This is a genomic window from Streptomyces sp. NPDC059009 (genome assembly GCF_042740175.1).
Lineage (GTDB): Bacteria > Actinomycetota > Actinomycetes > Streptomycetales > Streptomycetaceae > Streptomyces.
Genome location: NZ_JBHYJB010000026.1, coordinates 64,580 through 91,035 on the forward strand (window position 1 = coordinate 64,580; position 26,456 = coordinate 91,035).

Here is a 26,456-nt window from a genome sequence, read left to right on the forward strand (position 1 = left end):
CCCACTTCCGAGGCTGCGAACCGGTGATGTCGGGAAGGTAGGGCACGGGGTCGGCGAGGGCTTCGTCGTCCACGACAAGGCGGAGCGGCTCGTTCATCGGGGCCGACATACGAGGGTCCATGACGTTGTGTCAGGCCGTGGCTCGGGGTGTCCGCAGCGTGAGATGGCGTTGCCGGGGGCGCCGGTCCGTGCCAGCATCCGCGCCATGCTGCGTCAGCTCATTACCAGCCTCGGCGTGCCGGCCCCGAGGTGACCCGGAGGCAAGCCCTCCCGGCAGCTCACCGCCCGCACGCAGACCTCTCGCGATCAGCGAGGGGTCTTTTTGTTTTCGCCCGCCACGACGCCGCCCGCCGAGCCACAGAACACCGAGACAAGGAAGCACCTGCCATGACGAACAGCACCGTCGAATCCGCCCCCTGCGCACGGCCCCTGCCGCAGACGGCGCCCGCGCAGAGCCCGACCTGCCGGTTCACCGTGACCCTCCACGACAGCCGTGAGGTCCTTGCCAAGATCGTCTCGACGCTGCGCTCGGTGCCGGTCCAGGAGCTGTCCTACGCGGCCTCGGATTCCGTGCGTTCGGCCTGGGCCACCGCCGAGATCGTGGTGGACCGGGCCGACGCCGCCCGGACCCGCCGACGGCTCCATCGCATGGTGGGAGTCCTGGCCGTGGTCGAAGACCGTTGACGTCCCGGGGCGTTCGCGCGTCAGCGCAGGAGCGATCGCGCGTCAGCCCAGGAGCGTTCGCGTGTCAGCGCGGGAGCGTTCGCGTGTCAGCGCGGGGAGGTGATGCCGTACAGCTTCCAGAGGTGGTCGAGGAAGAACCGGTGGAACCGGGCGAGTGCCGCGGGGCCGCGCGGTCCCGTGGTGCGCAGCGTGGTGAGCTGACGCAGGAAGTCGGTGGGCCTGATGTGGAGCACGCCCGTGCCGATGCGGGGCGCGGTGCGTTCGGCCCCCTGCGGCACGTGTCCGCTCAGCAGCCGGAAGCGGAGCGTGGTGGTGTCCGGCCACAGGCGGGTGACCGGGGCGGGCGCGAGGTGCTTCGTCCCGACCAGGGTGCAGGGGCGCTGCGCGGCGTCCGCAAGATACAGCCGGTAGCGCAGTTCGCGGCGCCCCGGTGCCGTGCCCGTCGCGAAGATGTTCACCACGCCGCTCTCCACGGGACGGCGGCCGCCCAGTGCGTCGGCGTCGATCCAGCCGTCGGCGCGGGCCGGATGCTCGGGGTCGTCCAGGAAGTCGTCGATGTCGTCGACGGTCACGGTGAGGCGCGCCGACAAGGGCTCCTCGGTGGCACGGTGTGCGACGGAACCGTCCGCGGGCGGCGTCACAGCGCAGTGTCCGCGCAGGGTTTCCGTGAACTGGACTGAGGTGTGCGGCACGTAGGTGCCGAGGTGGGCGGGGCGTTCCGGCGAGCCGGGGTGTGCTGCCGTCGCGCCGGAAGCCTGCTCCAGCAGGTGCGTGCACGCGCGGTCCGCGAGCGCCGCGATGGTCAGCGCCGGATTGGTGCCGACCGGTCCGGGAAGTGCCGCGGCGTCCATGACGTACAGACCCGGATACCCGTAGACCTCTCCGAAGGTGTCACAGACTCCCTCGACCGGGTCCCGGCCCATCGGGCTCCCGCCGCACGGGTGCACGGTGACCGTCCGGTTGAGCAGCCAGCTGGGGCTGTCCGCGTAGCGGGCGCCCATCTCCTCGGCGACGGACCGCAGCGCCGCGCGGAGGCGGGCGAAGTAGGCGGCGCTGGAGGCGGGCGACCACGTCGCGTCCAAGGTCCCGTCGCGCAGCCGCAGTTCGCCGTCCGGGACGTCCCGGCCCATCCCGAGCAGCGGGAGGCTCGTGTCGGAGAGGGCGCCGTCTCCCAGGAGGTCGGAGACCGGCTTGGCGAGGCGGACTTCGGGGCGCCGCGTGGCCCGGGCCGCCAGGTGGCGCAGCAGGAACCGGGAGGCTCGGGTGGCGTCGTGCCGGACGTCGGCGGCCTCCACGAGCCAGGTGACGAAGGCCGGGTAGCCCCCGTCCTGGATGTACGCCCCGCGTCCGAGGGCGTCGTCGCCGTCGAGTTCGTCGGGCAGCCGGATGGTGCCGGTGATGACGGGGCCGCGGCTGGGTCCCATGCTCCTGCCGCGGCCGTCCGCCCCTTTGGCCCGCACGGCGAAGGAGAGGAGGTCGCCGTTGCCGGAGAAGCGGGTGCCGAGCGCCGTGCTGATCCCCGGGAACCGCCGGGCGCTGCGCAGCAGCAGGTGCGTGGTGCCGAGCGCGCCCGCGGCCAGGACGAGACGGTCACAGGTGAGCGTGCGCGGCGGCCGGTCGTCGGCGGCGGCCGGCCGCCCGTCGTCCTGGGGTCCGTAGGTGACGTACCGCACCTCGTACCCGCCGCCCGTGCGGGGGCCGATGCGGCGGACGTCGTGGCCGGTGCGCAGGTCGGCGCCGTGCCGGCGGGCGGCGGCGAGATAGGTGAAGTCGAGGCTGTTCTTGGCGCCTTCGTTGCAGCCGATGTTGCACTCCCCGCACAGTTTGCAGGTGCGCCGGCCGACGCCGTGCAGATCGCCGTACTCCGGGGCGGCGACGGGCGCTCCCGTGCGGGGCTCGGCCCCGTCCTCCGGTGCGAAGCGCACGGCCAGGGGCGGCAGCGAGAAGTCGAGCCCGAGGCGGTCCGCGGCCGCGCGCAGCGCATGCGTCTTGGCCGTGTCCGCGTATCCGGGGCGGTCCAGCGGGTAAGGCACCGGAGCGAGCATCCGCTCCACCTCGTCGTAGTGCGGGTCGAGCTGCGCGCGCGTCACCGGCCAGCATTCGTATCCGCCGCCCGCGAGGGGCTGCTCCGCCACGAACCAGCGCTCGTCCTTGCGCAGCAGCACATTCGCGTAGATGAGGGAGCCGCCGCCGAGTCCGCTGGCGACCACCGCGTCGAAGCCGCGGAATCCGCGCACGTCGAAGAGTCCGTACAGGCCGTCGTCCGGCGCCCAGAAGGCCCGCGCGGCCTGCGCGGGCGTGCGCGCGAAGCTGCCCGGCGGGTAGGCCCGGCCCCGCTCCAGGACCACCACGCGCCGCCCCGCCTCGGCGAGCCGGTACGCGGCGACCGAGCCGCCGAAACCGGAGCCGACGACGACGGCGTCCACGTGCTCCGCACCACCGTTCCTCTTCTGCCCCATGTCAGACCGCCCGCCCCACGTCAGACCGCCCGCCGCTTCAGGAAGTCGACGATCACGGGGAAGACGTCCAGGTGCGCGTCCTTGCCGATGATCGGGTCGACGTATCCGTAGCCGGGCAGGACGGCGAGCTCGTACGACGCGGGGGCGTGCCGCGACAGTTCGCGGTGGCACACGACGTTGGCGTCGCCGAAGACGCGGTTGCGGTCGCCGGTCAGGAAGAGGATCGGTGTCCGCTGCTGCGCCGCGTCGGCCAGATAGTCGTCGGGCAGCGCGGCGTGGCGGGGATCGGCGGGGTCGCGCTTGACCGCGCGGCCGGCCCGGATCATGTCGCTGATGTGGTGGTAGTAGTGCAGCCCCGACGGCCCGAGGAGGTCGCCGATGCGGTCGTGCGTGACGGGTGACAGCCGGTCGTGGCTGTAGAGCGCGGGCCAGCCGGCGCCCCACATGAAACTCACCATGTGGCAGGCCGAGTTGTCGCACTCGGGGTGCGCGAGGGACACCAGCCGGGAGATCGTCCACGCCGGGCTGAACCGTGGCGCATGCGCCATCCGCGGCCCGACCTCGGGGACGACGCGCGCCAGCAGGGGAACCGTCGCCGTCTTCCACCGCGACCACGTCGGCACCCGCACGATCAGCGAGACGCTCTGGGCGACGAAGCTCGCGATGCCGTCGACCACACCGCCGAACAGGCTCATCGAGAAGGTCGTCGAGCCCATGCAGTGCGCGATGACGTGGACGCGCCGGTCCCCGACGTGCCGGCGCAACTCCGCCAGGGCGGCCGGGTGGTCGTAGTGGGCGACGTCGTCGAGCGTGCTGTCGCCCGCCTCCGTGTTGAAGGGGTACCGGTTGCTCATCCGCAGGTCCACGGCCCACACATCGGTGAAGCCGTGGTCCAGCAGGAAGTTCGTGAGGTTCTCGTGCTCGGGCATGATGAACAGGTCGCTGGACGCGGTCAGCCCGTGCACGAGCAGCACGACGTCGTCACAGGCGCCCCTGTGGAACCGCGTCAGGTGCAGCGTCAGACCGTCCTCGGTGCCGAACGGATGCGTGCTGATCCGCGCGTCCCGCACGCCCTCGACGGTGTGCCGGGGAATGATGCGCCGCTCCACCTGCCCTCCCCTCCCGGAACCCGCCCCCGATGAGTCCGGCCATCAAGGACGGCGCCCCCCTGTCTCCTTGGCAAGCTACGGCTCGGCCACGGCAGGGACGTCCCGCGGTGGGTTGATTTCTGCGTAAACCTGAGACGTAGTGGGCCGGGGCGAGGAAGGGAATCCGCCCTGCGGCAGCGGGAGTTGAGGGTTGAGGAGAGCGCACCCTTCGTCAATGGTCCGGAACGCGACCACCGTGAACCGGCGACAGCCCATAGCCTCGTGAGGCACCTTCATCTACCGCTGTCCGATGGGGAGTTGACATGGACCAGAGCCGATTCACCGATCAGGTCGTCATCGTCACCGGCGGCGGGTCCGGCATCGGAGCCGCCACCGTGGCCCGGTCCGGGCGCGAGGGCGCGACGGTGATCTCCGTGGGGCGGACCGAGGAGAAGCTGAAGCAGTCCGCCGCGGACGCGTCGCAGGGGTCGCGCGTCGTCACGCGCGTCGCGGATGTCTCCGACGGCCACGACGCCCGCTTCGTCAATGGCGCCCACATTCCGGTCGACGGCGGGCTCGGCGCTTCCCATGGTCGACCGCGCATCGTCTGAGGGCGCGTTCGCCGCCGCGCTGTCGTGAAGCTCGTCGTCAGGTCTCGGCGAAGTCCTGTGAAGCGGATCACCGCCCGGCATCCGACGGGTACGGTCCGTGACCGGTCGCAGGAGTGTGGGGACGCATGCGGGAGGGTGACAGGGTGCCGGTGACGCCGGAGGCCGGGGACAGGATCGCCGGCCGGTATCTCCTGCAGGAGCCCATCGGCAGCGGCGGCATGGGCGTCGTCTGGCGGGCCTGGGACGAGCGGCTCGAGCGGCGGATCGCGGCCAAGTGCGCGCGCCTGGACGACGAGCGGGCCGCGCGGCGGCTGATGTACGAGGCGCGCCACGCGGGCAGGCTGCACCATCCCAACATCGTGGGGGTCTTCGACTTCGTCGACGAGGACGCCGCCTGCTGGATCATCATGGAGTACGTCCCGGCGCGCAGCCTCGCGCAGATCATGGAAGAGCGCGGCCCGCTGACGCCCGAGGAGGCCGGGTCGGTCGGCTGCCAGATCGCGGACGCGCTGGCGAAGTCCCACGGCGAGGGCGTGGTGCACGGCGATGTGACGCCGGAGAACATCCTCGTCACCGGCGAAGGCGTGGCCCGGCTCACCGACTTCGGGATCTCCCGGGCGCTGCGGGCCGACGCCTCCCGGAGCACGACGGCCAGTGTGCGCGGCAAGCCCCGGTATCTGGCGCCCGAGGTGGCCAGGGGACGGCCCGTGGGCGAGAAGGCCGACGTGTTCTCGCTGGGCGCCTCGCTGTTCACGGCGGTCGAGGGGCGGTCCCCGTACGGCGAGGCCGAGCACCTCATGGCGTATCTCGCCCGGGCCGTCGAGGGGAACATCGAGGCCCCGCGCCGGTCCGGCCGGCTCACCGAGCCGCTCACCGCGCTGCTGGCGGCCGATCCCGGCCACCGCCCCGACGCGGCCCGGGCGTGGAAGCTCCTTGCACGGGCCACCCCGCCGCCCCCGCACGTCCAGCAGCAGCTGGACGACAGCCGCACGTTCACGCTCCGGCTGCCGCGGCGCGGCCGCCGTACGACGGACTTGACCCCGTTCATGCTCCAACTCCCGCGCCCGGTACGCCGGCACCGCCGCGCGTGGGCGATCACGGCCGCGGCGACGGTGGTGGCCGGTGCGGCCGCGGCCGGGATGTTCCTGTTCGGTCCGTGGGCGTCCGACGACGGGAGCGGCACGCGCGATCGCAGCGGCGGCAGGTCCTCGGCCGCGGGCCGGCCCGGCACCGTCGGCAACGCCCGCACGGCGGACCCGTGCGCCCTGCTGAGGGCCGCCTCGCTGAGCCGCTTCGGCGACACCGAACTCGACCCGGACTACGGCGAGTTCGACCGGTGCGACGTGCTGCTGAAGAACCGCAGCGGCGACGACAACGCCGACCTCCAGGTCAACCTGGACGACGACCAGGACGAGTTCGAGGGCGCCCTGACCACCCGGACGGTCGGCGACCTCACGGTCGTGAGCCTGAAGCGCGACGACAACGTCTGCATGCGGGCCGTCCGCACCGGCGACGACCAGCAGATCCGCGTCATCGGCAAGGACCTCGGCCGCGGTTCCCCCGACCCCTGCGCCATGGCCGACGCCGCCACCGATCACGTGGTCGGCGTGCTGGCCGACGGCTCCGTGCCCCGCCGCACCTCGGCGCCCGCCACGCGGTCGCTGGCCCGGCTCGACGCCTGCACCCTCCTCGACGCCACCGCCCTCAAGCGCCTCCCGGGCGTGCGGACGGAGAACAAGGACCGCGGGTTCGGCGCCTGGGACTGCGACTGGTCCAGCGACGACGGCGAGCGCGAAGTGGAGCTGCAGTTCAGCCGCGACAACGCGCTCGACTCCGAGGACGGCAAGCCGGTGGACGTCGCCGGGACGCGGAGCTACGCCGTCGTCGACGAGGCCGAGGACGACAGCTGTACGGTCCGGACACCGCACCGCACCTACACGAACTCCGTCGGCGACCACACGGTCGAGCTGTTCCAGCTGACCGTGTACGCGCCGCAGCCGGACAAGCAACTCTGCGACGGCGCACGGTCGTTCGCGGCCACCGTCGTGAAGAACATCGCCCGGCAGCTGCCGCGGCGCTGACGCGGCGCACCCGCTCCGGCCGATGTCAGCTCTTCTTCGTCATCAGCTCCGCACACCGCTCCCCGATGAGCATCGCCGGCGCGTTGGTGTTGCCCCCGGTGATGGACGGCATCACGGCGGCGTCGGCAACGCGCAGGCCCTGGATTCCGCGCACCTTCAGCTCCGGGTCGACGACCGCGTCCGCGTCGTCGGCTGCGCCCATCCTGCAGGTGCCGACCGGGTGGTACACAGAGTGGATGCGCTGGGGCAGTTCGCGGGCGAGGTCCGCGTCGGTGGCGAGCGCCGCACCCGGGTGCAGCTCGCCGGTGACGACCTCGTCGAGCCGCTTGTGCGCCATGACGTCCCGTACGAGTTTCATGCCCTCGATGAGGAAGCGGGCGTCGGCGGGGTCGGAGAGGAAGCCGGGGTCGATCAGCGGGGCGGTGGCCGGGTCGGTGGAGGCCAGGCGCAACTCGCCGCGGCTCTTGGGGTAGATGAGGGTCGGCATCACGGTCAGCGCGGGCCGCTTGTCGACGCTGTGCCGGACCGGAGCGTCCTGGTTCGGGCTCGGATACGACCAGGGCAGGGCGTGCAGCTGCAGGTCGGGCTGGTCGGCGGGGGTCTCGGCGGCGGCCGTCCGGACGAAGCCCATCGCCTCGAAGACGGTCCGGCCGAGCCAACTGCCGCCGCGCAGCGTCTCCGCGAGCATGCCGCCGAAGAAGTGCGAGGCGGTGCCCCGGTGTTGGGCGCTGGGGGCGAGGAAGGTCATCGGCACGAAGAGGTGGTCGTGCAGGTTGCGCCCGACCGGCAGGTCGGCGGCGACGTCGAGGCCCAGGCCGCGCAGCTGCTCGGCCGGGCCGATGCCGGAGAGGAGCAGCAGCTGAGCCGAGCCCACCACCCCGGCGGACAGGACGACTTCGCGTCCGGCGCGCAGCACCTGGCGCCGGTTGCCGTCGGCTGTCTCCACGCCGACGGCCCGGTCGCCGTCGAGCACGACGCGCGTGACCATGGCGGCGGAGCGTATGCGCAGATTCGGCGGGCGGTCGTCGCCGAGGTAGGCGTGCGAAGCGCTGTAGCGGACGCCGTCGCGCGCGCTCATCTGCACGATGCCGACACCGCTCTGCTCCGCGCCGTTGTAGTCGTCGTTGCGGGGCGTGTCCAGGCCCTCGGCGAGCGCCTCCATCAGGGCGTGGGAGGCCGGGGTGAGTCCGCTCTGCCGGGTGACCGCGACCGGGCCGCCTGCGCCGCGCACCTCGCTCGCACCGCCCTCCCAGTCCTCCATCCGCTGGTACGAGGGCAGGATGTCGTCGTACGACCAGCCGGTGCAGCCCGCCGCGGCCCAGTCGTCGTAGTTGCGGCGGTGGCCGCGCACGAACAGCATGCCGTTGATGGCGCTGGAGCCGCCGAGCAGCTTGCCGCGGGTGACGGGGATGCGGCGGTCGGCGGCGTGCTTCTGCGGCACGGTGTAGTAGCCCCAGTCGAAGCGCTTCTTGACCTGGGGCACGGAGTGCATGACCGAGATCATGCCGGGGACCCGGATGACGCGCGATCGCTCAAGGCGCCCGGCCCCCGCCTCCACCAGGATCACGCTCGCCCCGGTGTCCGCGAGCCTGCGCGCCACGATGCAGCCGGCGCTGCCCGCGCCCACGACGATGTAGTCCGCCTCAAGATCTGATGGTGTGTCAGTCACGCGGCGCAGTGAAACACGTTCCAGGCCAACGGACAATACGCAGGACAGATGTACCCCTGGCCCTGCCTGCGCCTGTGACGTCAGGTGCCGAAATGAACAGTGCCGTCGTCGTCCATGGTCGGGTGCATCTTCATCGGCCCGTAGGTGTCCTCGTCGCTGGGGCGGGGAGTCTCCGGCCCGTCCGGTCCGATGCGGACCAGGCGCTGGATGCGGCAGATCCGGAACAGCAGCTCCCCCACGCGCACCTCGTTGGCGTCGCCCGCCGCCCGGAACTCCTCGGCGGCCCGCGCGTACCGGGCCCTTTCCTCGGCGTCGAACTCGTGGACCATCGGCCAGCTCTCCGTCATCGCTCCGTACAGGGTCCGCCGGGCCTCGTGCGGAGTGGACTTGGGCCCCGTGCGCGGCTGCCAGCCCTCCTCGGCGCTGTGCTCGGCCACGCCGTAGCCGACGGGCAGCAGGGCGATGTCGGGGTGGGTGACCACGGCCCGCTCGGAGTCGGCGGTCACCTCGTCGGGAAAGCGGGCGCCCCGGTAGGCGAAGTCCCGCAGCGCCGCGAGCAGGGCGCCGGTCATCGGGCTGCCCGTCCGCGTGCCGCTGCTCACCTCGAACCCGATGTCGATCATCCCGTCCGCCCCTGCCGACGCGGCCGTCCTGCGGTGCTCCCGCCAGGTCCGGTCGGTCGCGTCCCGGTCGGTGGGCCGGGGCGGCTCCAGGCCGTCCTCGCCGATCCGCGCGATCTCGTCCCCGCGCACCACCCGGTAGCGGAGCCCCAGCACCTCCATCTCGTCGACCGGCTCGCTCTCGAGCACCTTGACCGCCGCGAGCAGGTCCCGTCGCATCGCGGGCCCGTCCGCCTCGTCCTTGGCCTTGAACCACAGGTGCGAGTTGAGCGCGTCGCGGGCCTGCTGGGGCGTGCCGTCCACCACCGGCGAGAGCACCCGCCACTCGGGCCCGTCCGCGGGATCCTGCACCGCGAGCCCGAACACCGGCCCGCGCAGGGCCAGATGCGGATACCGGACCGAGGCGTCCACTGCGTCGGACTCCGCTGCGAGCTCGACGGGATCGTCCCGGTCCACGAGATCCGCATGCAGCCGGGCCAGACGCCGTTGCCAGTCTTCGGTCATGGCGCCATCGTGGTGCCCTCGGGGAACACGGCAGGTCGGAAGGCCGCAACTGATCGAATTCTCCTGCCGGAGGACGCCGAATGATCACCTTCGCTCTGCCTCGGGGGGTGCCGACGTGTCCCAGTCTCTGGTGGTCCGCTGCCGAGAAGTCAGCGGTGCGCTCATGGCGTTCGTGGACAGCACGCGTGACGTGAAGGTGTGGCTGGACGTACGGTGCGACGCGTGGGAGGTGGACGGCGACCACTTCAGAAGCCGCCTGTCCACCCTCGCCCTGATCGTCTGCTACGCGCTGGCCGTCGACGCCCCACGCGGCGATGTCGTCGGTCTCCGTCTGGAACGGTTCCTCGACGTCTTGCGAGACAGCTCGTCGGCCGAGCTGTTCGCCCCCATCAGGAGTTCAGCCGAGTACCGCGGCTTGGAGGACGTACGGGAAATCTGGGTGGTCTCGGTGCGAGCGACCGGCATGACTCCCCTGTACTGGTCACGCCTGCGCAACTGTCTCGAGGAGCTGACCTCCAAGGTCCTCGCCAAAACAGGACCCGACTGCACGGCCGCAGACCTCGTGGCCCGGGCGGCGCAGGCGCAGGACGACACAGCATGAGCGGCCCCGGACGTCCCGCCAACCGGCTGGAGACACCCCGCTGACCGGCTGCTCTCTCCCGCGCTGGGACGCCGGCGCCCGCTGGTGGACATAGCCTCGACAGGTCAGGGTCGGGCGGCGTACGGAGGGAAACGCGTGATCCGGGTAGTGGTCGTGGACGACGAGGCGCTCGTCCGGTCCGGTTTCGAGCTGATCCTCGGCGCGGCCGACGACGTGCGGGTGGTCGCCACGGCGACGGGCGGCGACGCCCTCGCGACCGTGCGCGCGGCCGAGCCGGACGTCGTCCTGCTCGACATCCGGATGCCCGATGTCGACGGGCTCACCGTGCTGCGCGACATCCGCGCGCTGCCCGATCCGCCCGTCGTGGCCATGCTGACGACCTTCGACACCGACGAGTACGTGCTGACCGCGCTGCGCTCCGGTGCCGCCGGGTTCCTGCTCAAGGACACCGACCCCGCCCAGCTGGCGCAGCTCGTGCGCACGCTGGCCGCAGGCGGCGTCGTGATGTCACCCAAGGCGTCCCACGCCGTCCTGCGCGGCCACCCGGCCGGGCCCGCGCGCGACGACGCCGAGGTCGCGCGGATCGGCCATCTCACGGACCGCGAACGCGAAGTCCTCGTCCTGATCGCCGAAGGGCTCTCCAACGGGGAGATCGGGGCCCGGATCCATCTGAGCCCGGGCACGGTGAAGGACTACGTCAGCGCGATCCTCGGCAAGCTGCGCGTGAGCAGCCGCGTCCAGGCCGCGCTGCTCGCCCAGCGCGCCGGGCTCCTGGACGACCGGCAGGCACCACAGTGACCCCGACGACTGCGCAAGCCGCGAAGAGCGCCAAGGCTGCGAAGGCCGCAAGGTCCGCGGGGCTCACGGGAATCCTGGGGAGGCTGCCCGCCTGGCTCATCGACTGCGCGCTCGTCGCCGTCTCTGTCTTCGACGTGTGGTGGAACCTGGAAGAGCCCTCGACGCTGGAGCAGGCAGTCGCGGCGCTCACCTGCGGCTGCCTCTTCTTCCGGCGCCGCTTCCCGATCACCGTCACCGTGCTGACCCTGCCGGGCTCGCTGTTCCTGGACGTCGTGGCGGCCCCCGTCATCGCCCTGTTCACCCTGGCCGAGCGCACCCGCAACCGCCGGCTGCTCGCCGTCCTCGCACTGCTGTCCGCGCTCGCCTCGTCGATCACCTGGCCGCCGACCGACCTCGACGCCAGTGACCGCACCTGGACCCTGGTCTACTTCGGCTATGTGCTCTGCATGGTGCTCGCACCGGTCCTCGTCGGCCAACTCGTCCAGGCCAGAAGGGACTTGTCGCATCAGCTCGACGAGATCGAGGAGGCCCGCGAGCACGAACGCGCCCTGCACGCCCAGGCCGCCGTCGCCCGCGAACGCACCCAGCTCGCCCGCGAGATGCACGACGTGGTCTCGCACCAGGTGAGCCTGATCGCCGTGCAGGCGGGCGCGCTCCAGGTCTCCGCCAAGGACTCCGGCACCCAGGACGCGGCCCGCACCATCCGCTCGCTCAGCGTCGACACCCTGGACGAACTGCGGCACATGGTCTCGCTGCTGCGCGCCTCGGGGAGCAGCGGTACGGAACTCACCCCGCAGCCCACCCTCGCCGACCTGCGTCAGCTGATCGCGGGGAGCGGCATCGAGACGACCGTCACCGGTGACCTCCCCGCGGACATCGCCACCCCCGCGCAGCGCGCCCTGTACCGCGCGGTCCAGGAGGCCCTCACCAATGTCCGCAAGCACGCCCCGGGAGCGCGCGCGACGGTGGACTTGTGGGACCGCGGCGACGAGTTCGGCGTGACCGTCACGAACACCGCCCCCACCCGTCCCTCGCTGACCCTGCCCAGCGCGCACCAGGGTCTGGTCGGGCTGCGGGAGCGGGCCGAGCTGCTGGACGGCACGTTCGTGTCGGGCCCGCTGCCCGACGGCGGCTACCGCATCAGCTTCGGCATCCCCGCCCGCGCCGACTGACCGCGCGCCCGCGGCTCACCCGGCTCCGACAGCTGTCTCCTGCGCGGTCAGTTCCTGCCGCAGGATCGTCAGCGACCGGTGCAGGGTGCTCTTGACCGTCCCGGTCGACATCGCCAGCGCGTGCGCGGTCTCCTGGGTGCTCAGCTCCTCCCAGTACCGGAGCACGACCACGCTGCGCTGCCGGACGCTCAACGCCGTGAGCGCATCCAGCAGTTGGTGCCGGTCGAGCAGCTGCTGTACGGCGATCTCTTCCCCGGCCGTCTCCGGAAGGTGCTCGATCGGCACCTCCTCCAGCCGCCGCGCCCGCCACCACTCCGTCCGCAGGTTGATCATGGCGCGCAGCAGATAGGCGTCGGCGAGGGACTTGTCGGCGATGCCCGCCCAGTGCGCGCGCGTGCGCATCAGGGCCGTCTGCAACAGGTCCTCGGCGTCGGCCGGGTCGGCCATGAGGCGGCGCGCGCTGCGCAGCAGGGCCGGTCTGCGCAGCCGTACGTACTCCGCGAACTCCTCGTGCCGCGGGAAGCACACCGTGGGCTCAGGCATGGTCGTCTATCACCCGCAGCAGATCGGGGAAGGTCTGGCCCGCGGCGGTCCTGCCGATCGCCGACATGCCCCAACCGCCGCCGTTGCGCCGCACGTCCGCCATGATCAGCGACGTGTGCGGGCCGGCCTCGGTGAACGTGTAGCGCGCGAACTCCCGTCCGGAGCTCTCGTCGACCAGGCGGCAGTAGGCGTTGCCCACTTGCTCGAAGGTCTGGCCCGAGAAGGAGCTCACGACGAAGACGATCCGGTCCGCGGAGGCCGGCAGCCGCGACAGATTGACGCAGACGTATTCCTTGTCGTCCCTGTCTCCCTTGGCCCTCTTGTCGCCCTCCGCTCCGATGCCCCTGGGCAGTGGCCTGCCGGTGTGCTCGATCGACCCGTCCGGGCTCGCCGGATTCTCGGTGAAAATCACGTCGATGAACCGCCCGCGCCCGTACAGGACGGCGAAGGTGCCCAGGTGTACGCGGTGGCGGCGCCCCAGGGCCCCGAGCAGCCCGTGGTGCGGGGTGGTGTGCCAGCCGATACCCATCCGCATCAGGCCCAGGGGGCGGCCGTTGTCCTTGGTCAGTTCGATCTGCTGGCCCTTGGCCATGAGCACGGGCATATGGGTTCCTGAGCGTGAGTGCGGGCGGAGCGGCACGGTCGAAGGGCCGTGGCTACGGCTACGGCCCTTCGGCTTCGGCGTCGGCTTCTGCTTCTGCTTCTGCGGGGGCCTGAGCCGGTGACATCAGCCTCGCGACAGGGGCGTGCGGCCGATATCCGGCAGGTGTCCGGCGCTGCCCCGCCGCCCGGCAGGTCCGCCCCCGCCGCCCGGCGGGGCGGCGCTCCCGCGCCCCGGCCCTGCCCACCGGGCCCCGGTGCGCCACCCGCCGGGTGGGGGTCGCTCCGCAGCCGGTCGGCGGGGGCGGTCCGGACCGCTGCCGGATACCCGCCCCCGGACCCGGCGGTCAGCCTCGGATGCATGACGCAGAACGCAGCTCGAACCCTCCCTGCGCCCGGCCGCCCGACACCCTCCGCACCCGCCACCCCGCCCGGTCCTGCCTCGACCGGACGTCTCATCGGCGTGGACCTCGCCCGCGGCCTGGCGGTGTTCGGGATGTACGCGGCACATGTCGGCCCGGACCCGTCCCGGGGTGGCGCGACCGGGTTCCTGATGGAGCTCGCGCACGGCCGGGCGTCGGCGCTCTTCGCCTTCCTGGCCGGGTTCTCGATCGTCCTGATGACCGGCCGCCGGACGCCGAAGACGGGCCGGGCCGGCCGCCAGGCCGTCGCCAAGGTCGTCATCCGGGCCCTGATCCTGCTGCTCCTGGGCACGGCGCTGACCCTCTACGGCACCCCGGTCGAGGTCATCCTCGCCTTCTACGGCCTGTACTTCCTGCTGGTCCTGCCCCTGTACCGGCTCTCCGCCAAGCCCCTGGCCGTGATCGCCGCGGCGAGCGCGCTCGTCCTGCCCCAAGTCCTGTACGTCATCCAGCAGCACCTCCCGTACGAGACCGGCTCCGGCTCCCTCTGGACGTGGCCGGACAACGCCGACGGCCTGGTCTCGCTGCTGTTCACGGGCAGCTACCCGGCCCTGTCGTGGGTCCCGTTCGTCATCGCGGGCATGGCCGTGGCCCGGCTCGACCTGGCGGCCACGGCGGTGCGCATACGCCTGGCCGTCACCGGCGTCTGCCTGGCCGTCGTCGGCTACGGCGGCTCCTGGCTGGCGCTGCACCTCGTGCCCGGCGCCGCCGCCGCGCTCGCCGACTCCGGCTATGGGGAGGGCAGTTCGGCCCTGTCGGCGTGGTGGTCGGACATCGCGGGCTATCCCACCGGGGACACCGCGGCCTGGCTCCTGGCGGCCTCGCCGCACAGCGAGACGACCCTGTCCATCGTCGCCAACACCGGCGTGGCCGTCGCGGTCCTGGCTCTGTGCCTCATCGCGGCCGACGCGCTCCCCCGCTTCCGCCGCCTGGCCACCCCCGTCATCGCGGTCGGCACCATGTCCCTGACCGCGTACGTCTTCCACATCGTCGGCATCCGCCTCCTCGGCGTCGAGGAACTGCCCGGCCCTTCGCTGCACGTGCTGCTCGGCTTCATCGTGGCGGCCATGGTGTTCGCGACGCTGTGGTCCCGGTTCTTCGGGCGGGGTCCGCTGGAGTGGCTGCTCGGCATGGCGACGCGGCCGGCTCAGTACGTGAAGTAGCCCGGCAGTCCGGTCCCACGCCCGAAGTCGCGGGCACCGGCGTGGAGGCGGTCTCACCCTCTCCTTCACGGTTAGTGTTCACCCGTGACCGACCGTGACTCCCCGGGTGTGCGCCCGTACCGGTTCGCCCTGATGACCGTGGTGGTCGGTGTGATCGCCGGGGCGGCCGGCACCGTGCTGGCCCTGCTGCTGCACGCGGTGCAGCACCTCGCGTACGGCTACTCCAGCGGTCCGTTCCTGGCGGGTGTGGAGGCGGCGTCGCCGCTGCGGCGCGTGGCCGTGATGGTCCTTGCGGGCGTCGTCGGCGGCGTGGGCTGGTGGGCCCTGTACCGCTTCGGGCGGCCGCTGGTCGGCGTCGGGGACGCGGTGCGGGCCGAGCGGCCGGGGATGCCGTTGCTCACCACCACCGTCCACGCGCTGCTGCAGATCCTGACCGTGGCGCTCGGCTCTCCGCTGGGCAGGGAGGTGGCGCCGCGCGAGCTGGCGGCCGCCTTCGCCGGGGAGGCGTGCCGACGGGCGGGGCTGACGAAGCGTCAGTGCCAGGTGCTTGTGGCGTGCGCGGCCGGGGGCGGTCTCGCCGCCGTGTACGACGTGCCGCTGGGAGCCCTGGTCTTCACCCTGGAGGTGCTGCTCGGCACCTGGGCGGCGGGCGCGGTGATCCCGGCGGCCACCGTCGCGGCCCTCGCCACCGGGGTGTCCTGGCTGGCGCTGCCCGACGAACCGATCTACCACCTGCCGGAGTTGGACGTCGACGGGTCACTGATCGTCTGGTCGGTGCTCACCGGGCCGGTCATCGGCGGCTGCGCCTACCTGTTCGGCGCCACCGCGCGGGCCGCGCGCGCCCGGGCCCCGCGCGGCCGGACGCTGCTTCTGACCCTGCCCGCGGCGTTCCTGGCCACCGGGCTGCTCGCCATCCCCTACCCGCAGATCCTCGGCAACGGCAAGGCACCCGCCGAGGTCGCCTTCTCCGCACAGTCCGGCATCGCCCTGGCCGCCGTCCTGCTGGTCCTGCGCACGGTGGTCGTCGTGCTGTGCCTGGGCGCGGGCGCCTCCGGTGGCCTGCTCACCCCGTCGTTCGCGAACGGGGCGCTGCTCGGAGTGGTGACCGGCGGTGCCTGGGTGCTGCTGTGGCCGGGTTCCTCGATCGGCGCGTACGCGGTCGTGGGCGCCGGAGCGTTCCTCGCCGTCGCGCAGCGCATGCCCGTCACCGCCGTCGTCCTGACCCTCGAATTCACCGATGCCCCCTGGGACTTGGGGGTGCCCCTGCTGCTCACGGTCGCGGGGGCCATGGCGGTGCGGGCGCTGTGCGTGCGCGGGATGGCCGCCCGGGCCACGGTGCGGCGGGAAGGGCAGCGGGCCGGGGCCGGGGCATCCCCGTCGTGAGGGGCGTGGTGAGGAGGGCGGCCCGGCCTGGGGTGTGGGCCGCCCTCCTCACAGGTCATACGGGCGGGGCGGGGCGCCGTGCTCCGTCGAGAAGGCGGCACGGGTGGGCCTGCTCCACCGCTCCCCCGTCGCCGTCGGGCTCCACCCGGTGGAGACCGGCCTGCGGGGTGCGGGTCACCGCCTCCGTCAGCCGGCCGTCGGTGAAGACGGCGGCGGCGCCGTCCTCCACCGCCCAGCCGGGCGGAAGCGCGCCGCTCGCCACGGCCTCCCGATAGGACGGCCGCCGCCCCGGTTCGCTGTCGTAGTGGGGGCAGACCGAGCCGGGCAGCAGCCCCAGCCCGTCGGACAGGTGTGTCAGCGGCCCGAAGGAGTCCGTGTGCGAGCCTTCGGCCCAGCAGTTGGCACCGGCGCTGATACCGCACAGCAGCGTGCCGCGCTCGTACGCCGCACGCAGGATCCGGTCGACGCCGTGCACGCGCCAGACCGCCAGCAGGTTGGCGGTGTTGCCCCCGCCCACGTAGATGACGTCCTGGGCCAGCAGGAACGCCCGCAGGGCGGCGTCGTCCCTGTCCCGCCGGAACAGCGGCAGGACACTCGGCTCGCAGGCGCGTGCGTCGTACGCGGCGTGGAACTGCTCGGCGTAGGCGGGAGCGTCGCCGCTGGCAGTGGGCAAAAAGCACACCTTGGGCCGCGGAGCGCGCACGTGTCCGAGCAGCCAGTCGTCCAGCAGGCCGTCGTCGTCGGTGGAGAAGCCTCCCCCGAGAAGGGCCAGCCGGGGCTCCGCGACGACCGACACAGGAACGCCTCCTCACGGGCTGACGGGTTCCCCGAACCCTGCCAAGCCGTGGCGGCCCGCGCAATCGAATACCCCGGCGACAGCGGCGACACCGCCACCGAAAATGCCTTTCCTCTCCCCCGGGCCGGTCCATAGGCTGTCAGGTTCCGTTCCATCGGGGCCATGGCTGAAGACAGGGAGGGCGTCATGCATTCCGCCGTGAAGTGGCGAACCCAGCCGCCCGCCCGGAAGGTCCGGGAGCCCGGGCGGCTGGTTCCAGAAGGAACGCGATGTCCCGTACGGACAAGACGAAACCGCTGTGGGTGCGCCACCTCGAACACCACCCCCGGTCGGTGCACGACCACCGCTTCGGCGCCTGCGACCTGCCGCCGACCCCGACTCAGGAGGACACTGACGACACCCGCTGCCGCTGGGAACACCCCGGCGCCCTGCTGTTCGGCCACAGCTGCTGTGCGGGATGCACCGTGCGCTCCTGCAACAAGGAGCGGCAGGGGATGAACAAGACCGCGAATCGCAAGGAGCGCTACGCGGGGCGGCGCGAGGCACGCCGGTTCGCCACGCGCGAGGACGGCGACTGAGCCGAGTGCGGCGCGTCCAGGGCCTGAGCCTCCGGACAGGCCCTAGGCGGCCGGCTGTTGCTGCGTGACGCAGTGGATTCCGCCGCCGCCCGCGCCGAGCCGGTCGATGTCGAGCTGCTCGACGACGCGTCCCGGGTACAGCCGGGCAAGGGCCGACTTCGCCGCCGCGTCGGCGGTGGCGTCGCCGAAGTGGGCGCTGATCACGGCGCCGTTGCAGAGGTAGTAATTGGCGTAGGAGGCGAGGAACTCCGCGTCGCGGGAGCGGATCTTGTCGTAGTCGGGGCCTTGGAGCTTGGTCGCCTCGATGGGCTGTCCGGCGGCGTTCGTGGCCTCGGACAGGACCCGGTACTGGGCGCGGGCGTCCTTGGCGTACGCGTCGTCGTCCGAGTCCAGGGGCCACTGCACGAGCGCCTTGCCGGGGGTGAGCAAGCGCGACGTGGCGTCGACGTGGTCATCGGTGATGTCCTGGCCGCGCACGCCGTCGAACCAGATGACCTTGTCGGCGCCGTAGGCCGCGCACATCGCGTCCGACAGCTCCGCCTCGGACATCCCGGGGTTGCGGTTGGAGTTGAGGAGGCTGCTGCGCGTGGCCATCAGGGTGCCCGCGCCGTCCTGCTCGATCGCGCCGCCCTCGCCCACCAGGTCGGCGCCGGTGAACGGCGCCCCGGCCAGGGCGGCGATCCCCTCGGCGACGCGCGCGTCCTTGGCGTGCTGCTGCTTGCCGCCCCAGCCGTTGAAGCGCAGCCCCACCGCGTCGAGGCCGCCCGCGCCGTCGGTGCGGAACACCGGCCCGGAGTCGCGCATCCAGCAGTCGTCGACCGGGACGGTCGTGATCACCTCGACCGAACTCCCGCACATCGAGCGGGCTGTGGCGGCGCTCGCCGGATTGGCGCACAGGGTGACGGGCTCGTGCCGGGCGACGGTCCGCGCGATGAGGGCGATGTCGGCCTGGACGCCGCCGAGTCGGCGGCCCCAGATGGAGCTGCTGTCCGGCCACGCCATCCATGTCCTGGTGTGCCGGACGTCCTCGGCGGGGACGGCGAAGGAGCCTGCCTTGGCCGCCGTGCGCGACGCGGACGACGATCCGGCCCACGCTTCGGCGCCCGCGAGAGCCCCGCCCGCCGTGGCGACCGCGGCCGCCGTCAGGAACGTACGCCTGCTCGGTGACGGTCTCGTGTGGCTGCGCGCTGTGGGGTGGTCGTTCACTGGTGCCTCCTCGTGCTGTGAGTGGGATGTGCGGTCAGGCGGTCAGGGCCCGGCGGGCCGCCGCGATCCGTTCCGGGTCCCAGCCCGGGCGCGAGACCGATTCCAGGAGCAGCCGGGTGTACGGGTGCCTGGGCGCCGACAGGACGTCCGCGGTGGTGCCTGCCTCGACGACGCGGCCGTGGCGCATCACGATCACGTCGTCCGTGATGTGGCGGACCACCCCGAGGTCGTGGGTGATGAACAGGTAGCCGATGGGGGTGCGGTCGCGGATGTCGGCGAGCAGGTTGAGGATCTGGGCCTGCACCGACACGTCGAGCGCGGCGACCGCTTCGTCCAGGACGAGGACCGCGGGCTCGACGGCCAGGGCTCGCGCGATGGCGACGCGCTGGCGCTGGCCGCCGGAGAGCCGGCGGGGCAGGGCGTCGGCGGCGCGAGGTTCGGCATGGCCATCGACCGCTCATCGGCGGGCCAGCGGCATCACCATGACACTGACTGAATTTTCAGTCAATACTTCGGGAACGGCTAGACCCGCCGGGCTACGGGATGAAACCCCGCCCGGCAGAAGACCCGACACAAGGCCCGACAGAACCCGACAGAACCCGGCAGGTGACCCGGCAGAGAGTGAGCCGGAGCCAGAGAGGGATCGGGAGCGGGATCGGGAGCGGCTACTTCTCCCGCAGCAGCGCCAGTTCGGCGTCGATGGCGCCGCGCACCAGGTCTCGCGCATGCTCGATCTGGAGGCCACCACTGAGCCAGCGCATGCTCAGCCCCTCCACGAGAGCGGTGAGCCGCTCGCCGGCCGCTGCCAGGGCGGGCGCCGGGGTCATCGGCTGCACCTGTCCGATGAGGGCCGCGACCTCCTGCACCCACACCAGCGTCGCCCTGGCCAGGTCCTCGCGCAGCACTTCGTCGAAGACGGCGCTCGCGCGCAACTCGCCCCAGGCGGAGCTGTTCTCCCGGACCTCCGGGGTGTCCTGGAGTTCCAGGAGGAGGGTCTCTTCCAGCTCCTCACGGGGAGGGAGCGGTTCGGCGTCGCTGTCGCGGCTGGTGGTGTAGCGCTCGGCCCGGTCGTTGATGAACTCCAGGGTGTGGCGCAGGATCCCGGTGCGGTCCTTGAAGTGGTAGTAGATCAGCCCGGTGGAGACACCCGCCTCGGCGGCCAGCTCTTCGACACGCAGGCCGCGTACACCGCGACGGGCGATCAGCCGTGCGGCAGCTTCGAGGATCTGAGTAGTGCGGGGCGCCATGGATCCGAACCCTACCCGCCCGTTCCCGGCCCGGTGATCTCGGCCGAGCGCCGGACATCGCACGCCGGGGCACCGGGCGGGCGTCAACCGCTCCTGCGGAGGCGGCTGATGACCGCCGCCACGGGGCCTTCGTCGGATGCGGCCTCGACCAGGCGCGCGATGGCGATGCTCTTCCCGTCCGGGCTGCGGACGCAGAAGGGGCGTTCGTCGGCGAGCTCGTCGAACGGGAGCTCGGTCACCGGTTCCGTCTCGATCCCCCGTACGCAGTCGGCGGGGCTGAGCACGTATCCGGCGGCCACGAAGGCGTCGCTGTCGTCCGGCAGGACGAACTCGGTGCCGGTCCGCGCCAGGTACCACTCGGCGGTCTCGGCGGGGACGACCTTCCCGGCCGCCAGGTCGAACTCGTAGTCCGGGTCGGGGGCGGTGAGTTCGGCGTCCGTGTAGGCGGGGACGTACGCGCTCCCTGGCGAGGACGAGGGTGTGGACAGGGGCGGGGGCGAGGGCTGCTGCGACGAAGGGCGGCCGGTCGGTGCGTGCGAGCGGCGGGAGGCGTCGGACGGGTTCCGCGACGGCTCGTGGCGGCGGTCCAGCAGGTAGTGGGCGGCGGCGCCGAGCGGCACCAGGACCGCGGCCACGACCGCCAGGGCCACCACGGTCCTGCGCCGTCGGCCGCGGCGCCGCGTGCGACCGGTCCGCCCCTCGCCGTCGGGAGCCCGCCGAGCGGCGGGGATGGCCATGACCGTGGGCTGGGCGTGGACCCGCTCGGTGCCACCGGCCCCACGTACCGGGCCCTGGTGCGTCACCTGTGAACCCTGCGAATCCTGTGCGTCCTGCGGATCCTGTGCGTCCTGCGGGTTCCGTGCGCCCTGCGGGTCGTGTGCATCCTGCGGGTCCCTCGTCTCGTCGCGCGTCGCGATCTCGCTGCTGACCCCGCGCGGCAGCCACCCCTCGGTGAACTCCGGCCGTGCGCCCATGGCGGGGTGGGCGTGCGCGGCGGCGATCAGGTCGCCCGGGCCGGGCCGGTGCGCGGGGTGCTTGGCGAGGCAGTGGCCGATCAGGGCGTGCAGGTCAGGGGGGACCCGGGACAGGTTGGGCTCCTCGTGGACGACCCGGTACAGCGCCGCGGATTCGGGCCCCTCTCCGAAGGGCAGCACTCCCCCGGCCACGTACGCGGCGACCGCGCCGAGCGCGAAGACGTCGGTCGCCGGGGTCACCGCGAGGCCCTGCGCCTGTTCCGGCGCCATGTACGCGGCGGTGCCGATTCGCAGTCCGGTGCCGGTCAGGCCCGTGGCGTCGGCGGCGCGGGCGATGCCGAAGTCGATGACGCGGGGGCCGTCCCCGGCGATGAGCACGTTGGCGGGCTTGAGGTCGCGGTGGACGACGCCCGCCCGGTGGATGGCCTGGAGCGCCTCGGCGATGCCCGCCACGAGCAGCAGCACCGTGCGCACGGGCAGCGGTCCGTGCCGCCTGATGACCTCCTGGAGGGAGAGTCCGGGGACGTAGGCGGTGGCGAGCCACGGCGTGGGGGCGTCCACGCCCGAGTCCACCACCTGCGCCGTGAACAGGCCGTGGATGCTCCGGGCGCTGGCCACTTCGTGGGTGAAGCGCCTGCGGAACTCGGGGTCCGCGGCGAATTCGGCCCGTACTGCCTTGAGGGCGATGGGCCGCCCGCCCGGCGTATGGGCGAGGTAGACGACCCCCATGCCGCCGGCTCCGAGCCGGGCGTGGAGGCGGTAGCCGCCGATCTCTCGGGGGTCGTCGGCCGACAGAGGCGCGGGGGCCGACGGCACGCCGGGAGGCTGAGGGGACATGCGGTGGCTCTTTCGGCGAGAGGGCAGGGGCCGGGATGCGGGACAGGACGCGGGGCAGGGGTTGGGACGCGGGGCAGGGCAGAAGGCGGGGCGGGAGGGGTCCGGCTCACGGGGGCGCGACGGCCGTGGGCCGCCACGAGGCATGATCGTGCCGCTAACTAAAGTTTCAGTCAATGTGAGACGATGCGGATCGCGGAATCGATGATCAGCTGGCGCACCAGGAGGGCATGGCGTGGGGGCGGACCGCAGGACGGACATCCTGAGAGCGGCGGCCAGAGTCATCGCCCGGCGCGGGGTCCGCGGCCTTCGCGTGTCGGAGGTCGCCGCCGAAGCGGGCATCTCCACTGCGCTCGTCTACTACCACTTCAAGGACCGCGCGGGCATCCTGCACCGGACCCTGGAGTTCATCAGCGACCGCGCGGAGCGCTACACCGGCGGACACCCCGGGCAAGGGAGCCGCGAGGACAACCCCCGCCAGGCGCTTGAGCGTTCGCTGCTCCTCGAGTTCCAGGACCGCCCCGAGGTGCGCGAGAACAGCACGGCCTGGGGCGAGCTGCAGGCGACCGCGGTCTTCGACCCCGAGCTGCGCGAGGCGCTCGCCGGGGCCCGACTGATCTGGCTCCGCAGGCTGACCGACGCCCTCGGCCGCATCCATCCGGCATCTCCCGCATCCGCCCGCACCCTCGGCGCCGAGCGGCTCACCGCCACGCTGGAGGGCCTCAGCACACGCTGGCTCAGCGGGCTCCTGCGCCTGGAGCACGCGCGCGAGCTGATGCGGGAGGCGATCGCGGTGGAAGTCGCGCAGCTGGAGCGGCGCACCGCCGTCGCTCTTTGACTGAATTTTCAGTCCATGCGACAGTGAAGGAACACCGTGCCGGCACGGCCACCCCACCCAGCCCACCCGCCCTCGCGGCATCCGGCCGTCCCTCGGCGCGGCACGCACCGCCGACCGTGCACATGACTCGGGCGCGCACCGGCTCACACCCCCACACCCCTCCTCCCCCGCCGCCCGCACCCCACGCGCTCGTCGAGCGGCCCGCCACACCGGCGGCTAGCTTGTCCCCATCACGATGATCGGAGTTCACCGTGTCCCACCTCCTTCCCTCCCGCCGCTCGGCCCTGCGCGCGATCGGCGGCATCGGCGCCGTGATCCTCGGCGCATCGGCCTGCGGCCCCGGCGGCTCCGACGTCGCGAGCGCCGCCGACACCGACCGGGACACGGACACGGACACGCACACCAAGGGGCGCCGCATGGGCGCCGAGTGGGAGAGCCACGCGCGCACGTTCATGTCGTGGCCCGCCCTGGAGTCCGTGTGGGAGGACGACCTGCGCTATGTACGCGAGGACATCGCCCGCGTCGCCCGGGCCATCGCGGAGTACGAGTACGTCGTGATGATGGCGCGGCCCGACCAGCAGAAGGCCGCCCAGAAGGCGTGCGGGCGCGACGTCGAGGTCATCCCGCTGGCCGTCGACGACCTGTGGGCCCGCGACACCGTGCCGGTCTTCGTGGAGCAGGACGGCAAGGTCCTGGGCGTCGACTTCAACTTCAACGGCTGGGGCAACAAGCAGGAGCACACGAACGACGGCAAGGTGGGCAAGACCTTGCTCGCCGAGTACGACATCCCGCGCACGAAGGCACCGCTGGTGGCCGAGGGCGGCTCGTTCGAGACCGACGGCGAGGGCACGCTCCTGGTCACCGAGAGCTCGATCGTCAACGACAACCGCAACCGCGGCAAGAGCCGCGATCAGATCGAGGCCGAGCTCGAGCAGACCCTGGGCGTCAAGAAGGTGATCTGGCTGGCCGGTGTGCGCGGCCAGGACATCACCGACGCCCACGTGGACAGCCTCGTGCGGTTCACCGAGCCCGGCGTGGTGCTGCTGGACCGGGCGCACCCCGACACCCCCGCCGACTCCTGGTCGCGCGCGGCCGACCAGGCCAAGGCCGTGCTCAGCAAGGCGACCGACGCCAGGGGACGTTCCTTCGAGATCGTCGACCTGCCGCAGCCCGACCTGTACGAGATCACCGGCGAGGGCGACGACTTCGTGTCGACGTACGCGAATTTCTACGTCGCCAACGACTCCGTGTTCCTGCCCGAGTTCGGCGACCGCAAGGCCGACAAGCGGGCCAAGGGCATCCTCCAGGAGCACTTCCCCAAGCGCGACATCGTGCAGGTCCAGATCGACACCATCGCCTCGGGTGGCGGCGGCATCCACTGCTCCACCCACGACGAGCCCGGCAAGCCGGTCGACTGACCCCGGCCCACCCCCACGGAGCGGCTGTGGTCACGATGCGACGTCTCCCCCGGTCCCGCGGCCGCATCCTGGCCGTGTGCCTGGTGCTGTGCGCCGTGGCCGCGGCCGTCGCCGTCGGGGTCTGGCTGCAGTTCGGCGAGCGCCAGGCGCTGGACTCCCGCTACCGGGCGGGTGGTTCGGCCCCCGACCGGGTGGACATCGCCGCATCGGTGCAGCGGGTCGACGCGGCGGGCCGGGAGCTGGTGCTCCGTCTCCTGGTCACCCCGCGCGGGAGCCTGGCGGAGGCGGGCGGCGTCTCCCCCGCCGAGACCCTGACGCTCCAGACCTCGCCCTCGGTACGGGGCGACCTCAGCTTCCCCGCCCACAGCCGCATCTCGACCGTGGACGTGCCCGTGACCCTGTCGTCGGGATCGATCACGGACTATCCGTTCGACGCCTACGGGACGACTCTCGAGTTCGGCGCGGTGCAGGGCGCCGAGGCGGTGCCCGTACGGATGACGCTGACCAACAGCGACGCGCTGTTCGTCATGGGGATGCGGGCCGAGTCCCACCCGTCGGACCCGCCCGCTCCCTAGACGGCGCCCGGCCGGTCACTCGTCTCCGGTGCGGGCCGGGCGGATCACATGGACGACACGGAGCGCCACGGTCACCAGCCCGGCAACTGCCGCCCCGGCGGCGGCGATCAGGACGTCGGGCGCCCAGATCCACAGCCTGCCCGGGCTCATCCCGTCGGCGAAAAGCAGCAGCGCGACCGGCACCACCGCCGCGGCCACGCACCAGGGAAGGGTGCCGAGAAGGCGGCGCAGGCGGGACGACCGCGTGACGGGACGGCGCAGAAGGAAGACCGAGCGGACGGCCGCCCCCAGCAGCAGCACCGCGAGCGCGGTGGTGCCCCAGAGGATCGACGTGTACGGCGACAGCCACGCCGTGCCGCTCGACGGCGCCGCACCGCCGGCCAGGATCCGGGCGGCACCGAAGCCGACCTTCATGACCTCGTCGTCGTCGAGGAGCTCGTACAGGTTCTGGTGCAGTACGAGGGCGGTGTTCCGCTCGGGCAGCAGGAACAGCATCCCCGCGTAGCCGGGAGTGCCGCCCGTGTGCCAGACCGCCCGGTCGAGCGGGGCGTCCAGGCCGCCGACGCGCCAGCCGAGGCCGTAGCCCGTACCGTCCCCGGAAGGCTGGAGCCGGCCTTCCGTACGCATCGCCCGCACGGATGCGGGGGTGAGCACGGATGTGTCACCGACTCCGGCGCGGAGCTGGAGCGCGGCGAAGGCGGCGAGGTCGCCCAGGTCCCCGCCCGTGTAGCCGTAGGCGGCCCCGTGCGCGTCGACGCCGTCGGCGGTCGCGGCCGGCAGCCCCCACACGTACTGGTGCCCCGGAGCCAGCTGCCGCTCGCGGGCCGAGGCCCGGTCGACGACGGCGCTGTCCATGCCTGCCGGGGCGAGCACCGCGCGGCGCAGATACGCGGCGAAGGGCTGCCGTGTGACGGCCTCGACGACCGCGGCCAGGACGAGGTAATTCGCGCTGCTGTAGGCGTACTTCGCACCGGGCGGGCCCAGCGGTTTCACCCCGTCCAGGGCGCTGACGCGCTCCGCCGGTCGGGGGCAGTCGTCGGCGAAGCAGTCGGTGACCTTGAACGTGGCCGCCGCCGGGATCCCGGCGGTCTGCCCGAGAAGGTGACGGACCCGCACCCGGGAGGCGTGCGCGGATCCGCCGAACCGGAAGGCGGGCACGTGGTCGGCCACGCGGTCGTCCAGGCCCAGCCGGTGGTCCTGGACCAGCGTCATCACCGCGGTCGCGGCCACCGGTTTCGCCACCGACCCCCACAGGAAGGGGGTGTCGGGCGTCACCTGCCGCCCGCGCCCGTCCCTGCCCCAGGCCCGTTGGTGGACGGGCCCGTCGGGTCCGACCACCGCGTAGGCGAGGCCGGGCACGCGGGTCGCCTTCATGCGTTCCCGTACGTAGGCGTCGATCGCCGCGTAGCGCCCGGACGGTGACGAGGTGTCAGCCGCCGAGGCCGCGGGCGCCGGGATCAGCAGGAGCAGGAGGAGCAGGGCGACCGCGTGCGCGCCCACCCGTCGTAAGTGCCGTGACATGGGATTTCCTCATCGTCGTCAACGCCCTGGCAGGGCAGGGCAGTTGAAGGAGCAGGCCACATGAAGAGCAG

The 26,456-nt window shown here is 72.7% G+C and carries 23 protein-coding genes and 1 pseudogene; 12 read left to right on the top strand and 12 right to left on the bottom strand.

The window, feature by feature from the left end; genetic code table 11:
• Positions 1-387: 387 nt before the first annotated feature.
• Positions 388-684, top strand: coding sequence for a hypothetical protein (locus tag ACFWYM_RS24995; protein WP_384841308.1), 297 nt, complete (start codon positions 388-390; stop codon positions 682-684).
• Between the two features lie 86 nt (positions 685-770).
• Here ACFWYM_RS24995 and ACFWYM_RS25000 read toward each other — a convergent pair whose 3' ends face one another.
• Together ACFWYM_RS25000 and ACFWYM_RS25005 are read right to left on the bottom strand one after the other, a co-directional pair.
• Positions 771-3,143 carry an FAD-dependent oxidoreductase gene (locus ACFWYM_RS25000; RefSeq protein ID WP_384841311.1) on the bottom strand — a complete coding sequence of 791 codons (2,373 nt, stop codon included), beginning with the start codon at positions 3,141-3,143 and terminating at the stop codon, positions 771-773.
• A 20-nt stretch (positions 3,144-3,163) separates the two neighbouring features.
• Entirely contained in the window at positions 3,164-4,252 is a 1,089-nt protein-coding gene (locus ACFWYM_RS25005) for an alpha/beta hydrolase (protein WP_384841314.1), read from the bottom strand.
• Positions 4,253-4,554: 302 nt separating this feature from the next.
• Here ACFWYM_RS25005 and ACFWYM_RS25010 point away from each other — a divergent pair, with 302 nt between their 5' ends.
• Both ACFWYM_RS25010 and ACFWYM_RS25015 read left to right on the top strand, forming a co-directional pair.
• Complete coding sequence (locus tag ACFWYM_RS25010; protein WP_384841317.1) at positions 4,555-4,842, top strand: SDR family NAD(P)-dependent oxidoreductase; 288 nt, start codon at positions 4,555-4,557, stop codon at positions 4,840-4,842.
• A gap of 125 nt (positions 4,843-4,967) precedes the next feature.
• Positions 4,968-6,923: a protein kinase gene (locus ACFWYM_RS25015; RefSeq protein WP_384841319.1), complete on the top strand. Its 1,956-nt coding sequence runs from the start codon at positions 4,968-4,970 to the stop codon at positions 6,921-6,923.
• A 25-nt stretch (positions 6,924-6,948) separates the two neighbouring features.
• Here the strand turns inward: ACFWYM_RS25015 and ACFWYM_RS25020 are convergent, their stop codons facing one another.
• Together ACFWYM_RS25020 and ACFWYM_RS25025 are read right to left on the bottom strand one after the other, a co-directional pair.
• Positions 6,949-8,592 carry a GMC family oxidoreductase gene (locus ACFWYM_RS25020; protein WP_384841322.1) on the bottom strand — a complete coding sequence of 548 codons (1,644 nt, stop codon included), beginning with the start codon at positions 8,590-8,592 and terminating at the stop codon, positions 6,949-6,951.
• Between the two features lie 80 nt (positions 8,593-8,672).
• Positions 8,673-9,716, bottom strand: a complete 1,044-nt coding sequence (locus ACFWYM_RS25025) for a DUF5954 family protein (protein WP_384841325.1) — start codon at positions 9,714-9,716, stop codon at positions 8,673-8,675.
• 115 nt (positions 9,717-9,831) lie between these two features.
• On the opposite strand from ACFWYM_RS25025, the gene ACFWYM_RS25030 reads away from it, so the two are divergent.
• From ACFWYM_RS25030 to ACFWYM_RS25040, 3 genes are all read left to right on the top strand, one after another.
• Positions 9,832-10,317: a hypothetical protein gene (locus tag ACFWYM_RS25030; RefSeq protein WP_384841327.1), complete on the top strand. Its 486-nt coding sequence runs from the start codon at positions 9,832-9,834 to the stop codon at positions 10,315-10,317.
• Positions 10,318-10,452: 135 nt separating this feature from the next.
• On the top strand, positions 10,453-11,115 hold the full coding sequence (locus tag ACFWYM_RS25035; RefSeq protein WP_384841330.1) for a response regulator: 663 nt from the start codon (positions 10,453-10,455) through the stop codon (positions 11,113-11,115).
• 83 nt (positions 11,116-11,198) lie between these two features.
• Positions 11,199-12,287: a sensor histidine kinase gene (locus tag ACFWYM_RS25040; protein WP_384841500.1), complete on the top strand. Its 1,089-nt coding sequence runs from the start codon at positions 11,199-11,201 to the stop codon at positions 12,285-12,287.
• 15 nt (positions 12,288-12,302) lie between these two features.
• On the opposite strand, the gene ACFWYM_RS25045 is transcribed toward ACFWYM_RS25040, so the two are convergent.
• Complete coding sequence (locus tag ACFWYM_RS25045; RefSeq protein ID WP_384841333.1) at positions 12,303-12,830, bottom strand: SigE family RNA polymerase sigma factor; 528 nt, start codon at positions 12,828-12,830, stop codon at positions 12,303-12,305.
• Positions 12,823-13,434, bottom strand: a complete 612-nt coding sequence (locus ACFWYM_RS25050) for a TerD family protein (protein ID WP_384841335.1) — start codon at positions 13,432-13,434, stop codon at positions 12,823-12,825. Before ACFWYM_RS25050 ends, ACFWYM_RS25045 begins: the two co-directional genes overlap by 8 nt.
• A 357-nt stretch (positions 13,435-13,791) precedes the next feature.
• Here ACFWYM_RS25050 and ACFWYM_RS25055 point away from each other — a divergent pair, with 357 nt between their 5' ends.
• Together ACFWYM_RS25055 and ACFWYM_RS25060 are read left to right on the top strand one after the other, a co-directional pair.
• Complete coding sequence (locus tag ACFWYM_RS25055; protein WP_384841338.1) at positions 13,792-15,015, top strand: DUF418 domain-containing protein; 1,224 nt, start codon at positions 13,792-13,794, stop codon at positions 15,013-15,015.
• Between the two features lie 84 nt (positions 15,016-15,099).
• On the top strand, positions 15,100-16,398 hold the full coding sequence (locus ACFWYM_RS25060; RefSeq protein WP_384841341.1) for a chloride channel protein: 1,299 nt from the start codon (positions 15,100-15,102) through the stop codon (positions 16,396-16,398).
• Positions 16,399-16,453: 55 nt separating this feature from the next.
• Here the strand turns inward: ACFWYM_RS25060 and ACFWYM_RS25065 are convergent, their stop codons facing one another.
• On the bottom strand, positions 16,454-17,194 hold the full coding sequence (locus ACFWYM_RS25065) for a Type 1 glutamine amidotransferase-like domain-containing protein (RefSeq protein WP_384841343.1): 741 nt from the start codon (positions 17,192-17,194) through the stop codon (positions 16,454-16,456).
• Between the two features lie 269 nt (positions 17,195-17,463).
• Here ACFWYM_RS25065 and ACFWYM_RS25070 point away from each other — a divergent pair, with 269 nt between their 5' ends.
• Positions 17,464-17,772 (top strand): hypothetical protein, encoded by a 309-nt coding sequence (locus ACFWYM_RS25070; protein WP_384841345.1) that lies wholly within the window; start codon positions 17,464-17,466, stop codon positions 17,770-17,772.
• 42 nt (positions 17,773-17,814) lie between these two features.
• Here ACFWYM_RS25070 and ACFWYM_RS25075 read toward each other — a convergent pair whose 3' ends face one another.
• From ACFWYM_RS25075 to ACFWYM_RS25090, 4 genes and pseudogenes are all read right to left on the bottom strand, one after another.
• Positions 17,815-18,978, bottom strand: coding sequence for an agmatine/peptidylarginine deiminase (locus ACFWYM_RS25075; RefSeq protein WP_384841348.1), 1,164 nt, complete (start codon positions 18,976-18,978; stop codon positions 17,815-17,817).
• Between the two features lie 34 nt (positions 18,979-19,012).
• Positions 19,013-19,411, bottom strand: a pseudogene (locus ACFWYM_RS25080) (ATP-binding cassette domain-containing protein); the annotation flags it as partial.
• A 232-nt stretch (positions 19,412-19,643) separates the two neighbouring features.
• Complete coding sequence (locus ACFWYM_RS25085; protein ID WP_384841351.1) at positions 19,644-20,225, bottom strand: TetR/AcrR family transcriptional regulator; 582 nt, start codon at positions 20,223-20,225, stop codon at positions 19,644-19,646.
• An 83-nt stretch (positions 20,226-20,308) separates the two neighbouring features.
• Positions 20,309-22,036 carry a serine/threonine-protein kinase gene (locus tag ACFWYM_RS25090; RefSeq protein ID WP_384841353.1) on the bottom strand — a complete coding sequence of 576 codons (1,728 nt, stop codon included), beginning with the start codon at positions 22,034-22,036 and terminating at the stop codon, positions 20,309-20,311.
• A 232-nt stretch (positions 22,037-22,268) separates the two neighbouring features.
• Here ACFWYM_RS25090 and ACFWYM_RS25095 point away from each other — a divergent pair, with 232 nt between their 5' ends.
• From ACFWYM_RS25095 to ACFWYM_RS25105, 3 genes are all read left to right on the top strand, one after another.
• Positions 22,269-22,871: a TetR/AcrR family transcriptional regulator gene (locus tag ACFWYM_RS25095; protein WP_384841356.1), complete on the top strand. Its 603-nt coding sequence runs from the start codon at positions 22,269-22,271 to the stop codon at positions 22,869-22,871.
• A gap of 251 nt (positions 22,872-23,122) precedes the next feature.
• Entirely contained in the window at positions 23,123-24,289 is a 1,167-nt protein-coding gene (locus tag ACFWYM_RS25100) for an agmatine deiminase family protein (RefSeq protein ID WP_384841359.1), read from the top strand.
• A gap of 35 nt (positions 24,290-24,324) precedes the next feature.
• Complete coding sequence (locus ACFWYM_RS25105) at positions 24,325-24,864, top strand: DUF4436 family protein (RefSeq protein ID WP_384841361.1); 540 nt, start codon at positions 24,325-24,327, stop codon at positions 24,862-24,864.
• A gap of 15 nt (positions 24,865-24,879) precedes the next feature.
• Here the strand turns inward: ACFWYM_RS25105 and ACFWYM_RS25110 are convergent, their stop codons facing one another.
• Positions 24,880-26,385 carry a serine hydrolase domain-containing protein gene (locus ACFWYM_RS25110; protein WP_384841364.1) on the bottom strand — a complete coding sequence of 502 codons (1,506 nt, stop codon included), beginning with the start codon at positions 26,383-26,385 and terminating at the stop codon, positions 24,880-24,882.
• Between the last annotated feature and the right edge of the window lie 71 nt (positions 26,386-26,456).

Coding starts and splice junctions, on each gene's coding strand:
- ACFWYM_RS25110 (WP_384841364.1), bottom strand. CDS start 26,385: ATGTCACGGCACTTACGACGGGTGGGCGCGCACGCGGTCGCCCTGCTC.
- ACFWYM_RS24995 (WP_384841308.1), top strand. CDS start 388: ATGACGAACAGCACCGTCGAATCCGCCCCCTGCGCACGGCCCCTGCCG.
- ACFWYM_RS25000 (WP_384841311.1), bottom strand. CDS start 3,143: ATGGGGCAGAAGAGGAACGGTGGTGCGGAGCACGTGGACGCCGTCGTC.
- ACFWYM_RS25070 (WP_384841345.1), top strand. CDS start 17,464: ATGTCCCGTACGGACAAGACGAAACCGCTGTGGGTGCGCCACCTCGAA.
- ACFWYM_RS25025 (WP_384841325.1), bottom strand. CDS start 9,716: ATGACCGAAGACTGGCAACGGCGTCTGGCCCGGCTGCATGCGGATCTC.
- ACFWYM_RS25085 (WP_384841351.1), bottom strand. CDS start 20,225: ATGGCGCCCCGCACTACTCAGATCCTCGAAGCTGCCGCACGGCTGATC.
- ACFWYM_RS25090 (WP_384841353.1), bottom strand. CDS start 22,036: ATGTCCCCTCAGCCTCCCGGCGTGCCGTCGGCCCCCGCGCCTCTGTCG.
- ACFWYM_RS25010 (WP_384841317.1), top strand. CDS start 4,555: ATGGACCAGAGCCGATTCACCGATCAGGTCGTCATCGTCACCGGCGGC.
- ACFWYM_RS25050 (WP_384841335.1), bottom strand. CDS start 13,434: ATGCCCGTGCTCATGGCCAAGGGCCAGCAGATCGAACTGACCAAGGAC.
- ACFWYM_RS25045 (WP_384841333.1), bottom strand. CDS start 12,830: ATGCCTGAGCCCACGGTGTGCTTCCCGCGGCACGAGGAGTTCGCGGAG.
- ACFWYM_RS25015 (WP_384841319.1), top strand. CDS start 4,968: ATGCGGGAGGGTGACAGGGTGCCGGTGACGCCGGAGGCCGGGGACAGG.
- ACFWYM_RS25105 (WP_384841361.1), top strand. CDS start 24,325: ATGCGACGTCTCCCCCGGTCCCGCGGCCGCATCCTGGCCGTGTGCCTG.
- ACFWYM_RS25055 (WP_384841338.1), top strand. CDS start 13,792: ATGACGCAGAACGCAGCTCGAACCCTCCCTGCGCCCGGCCGCCCGACA.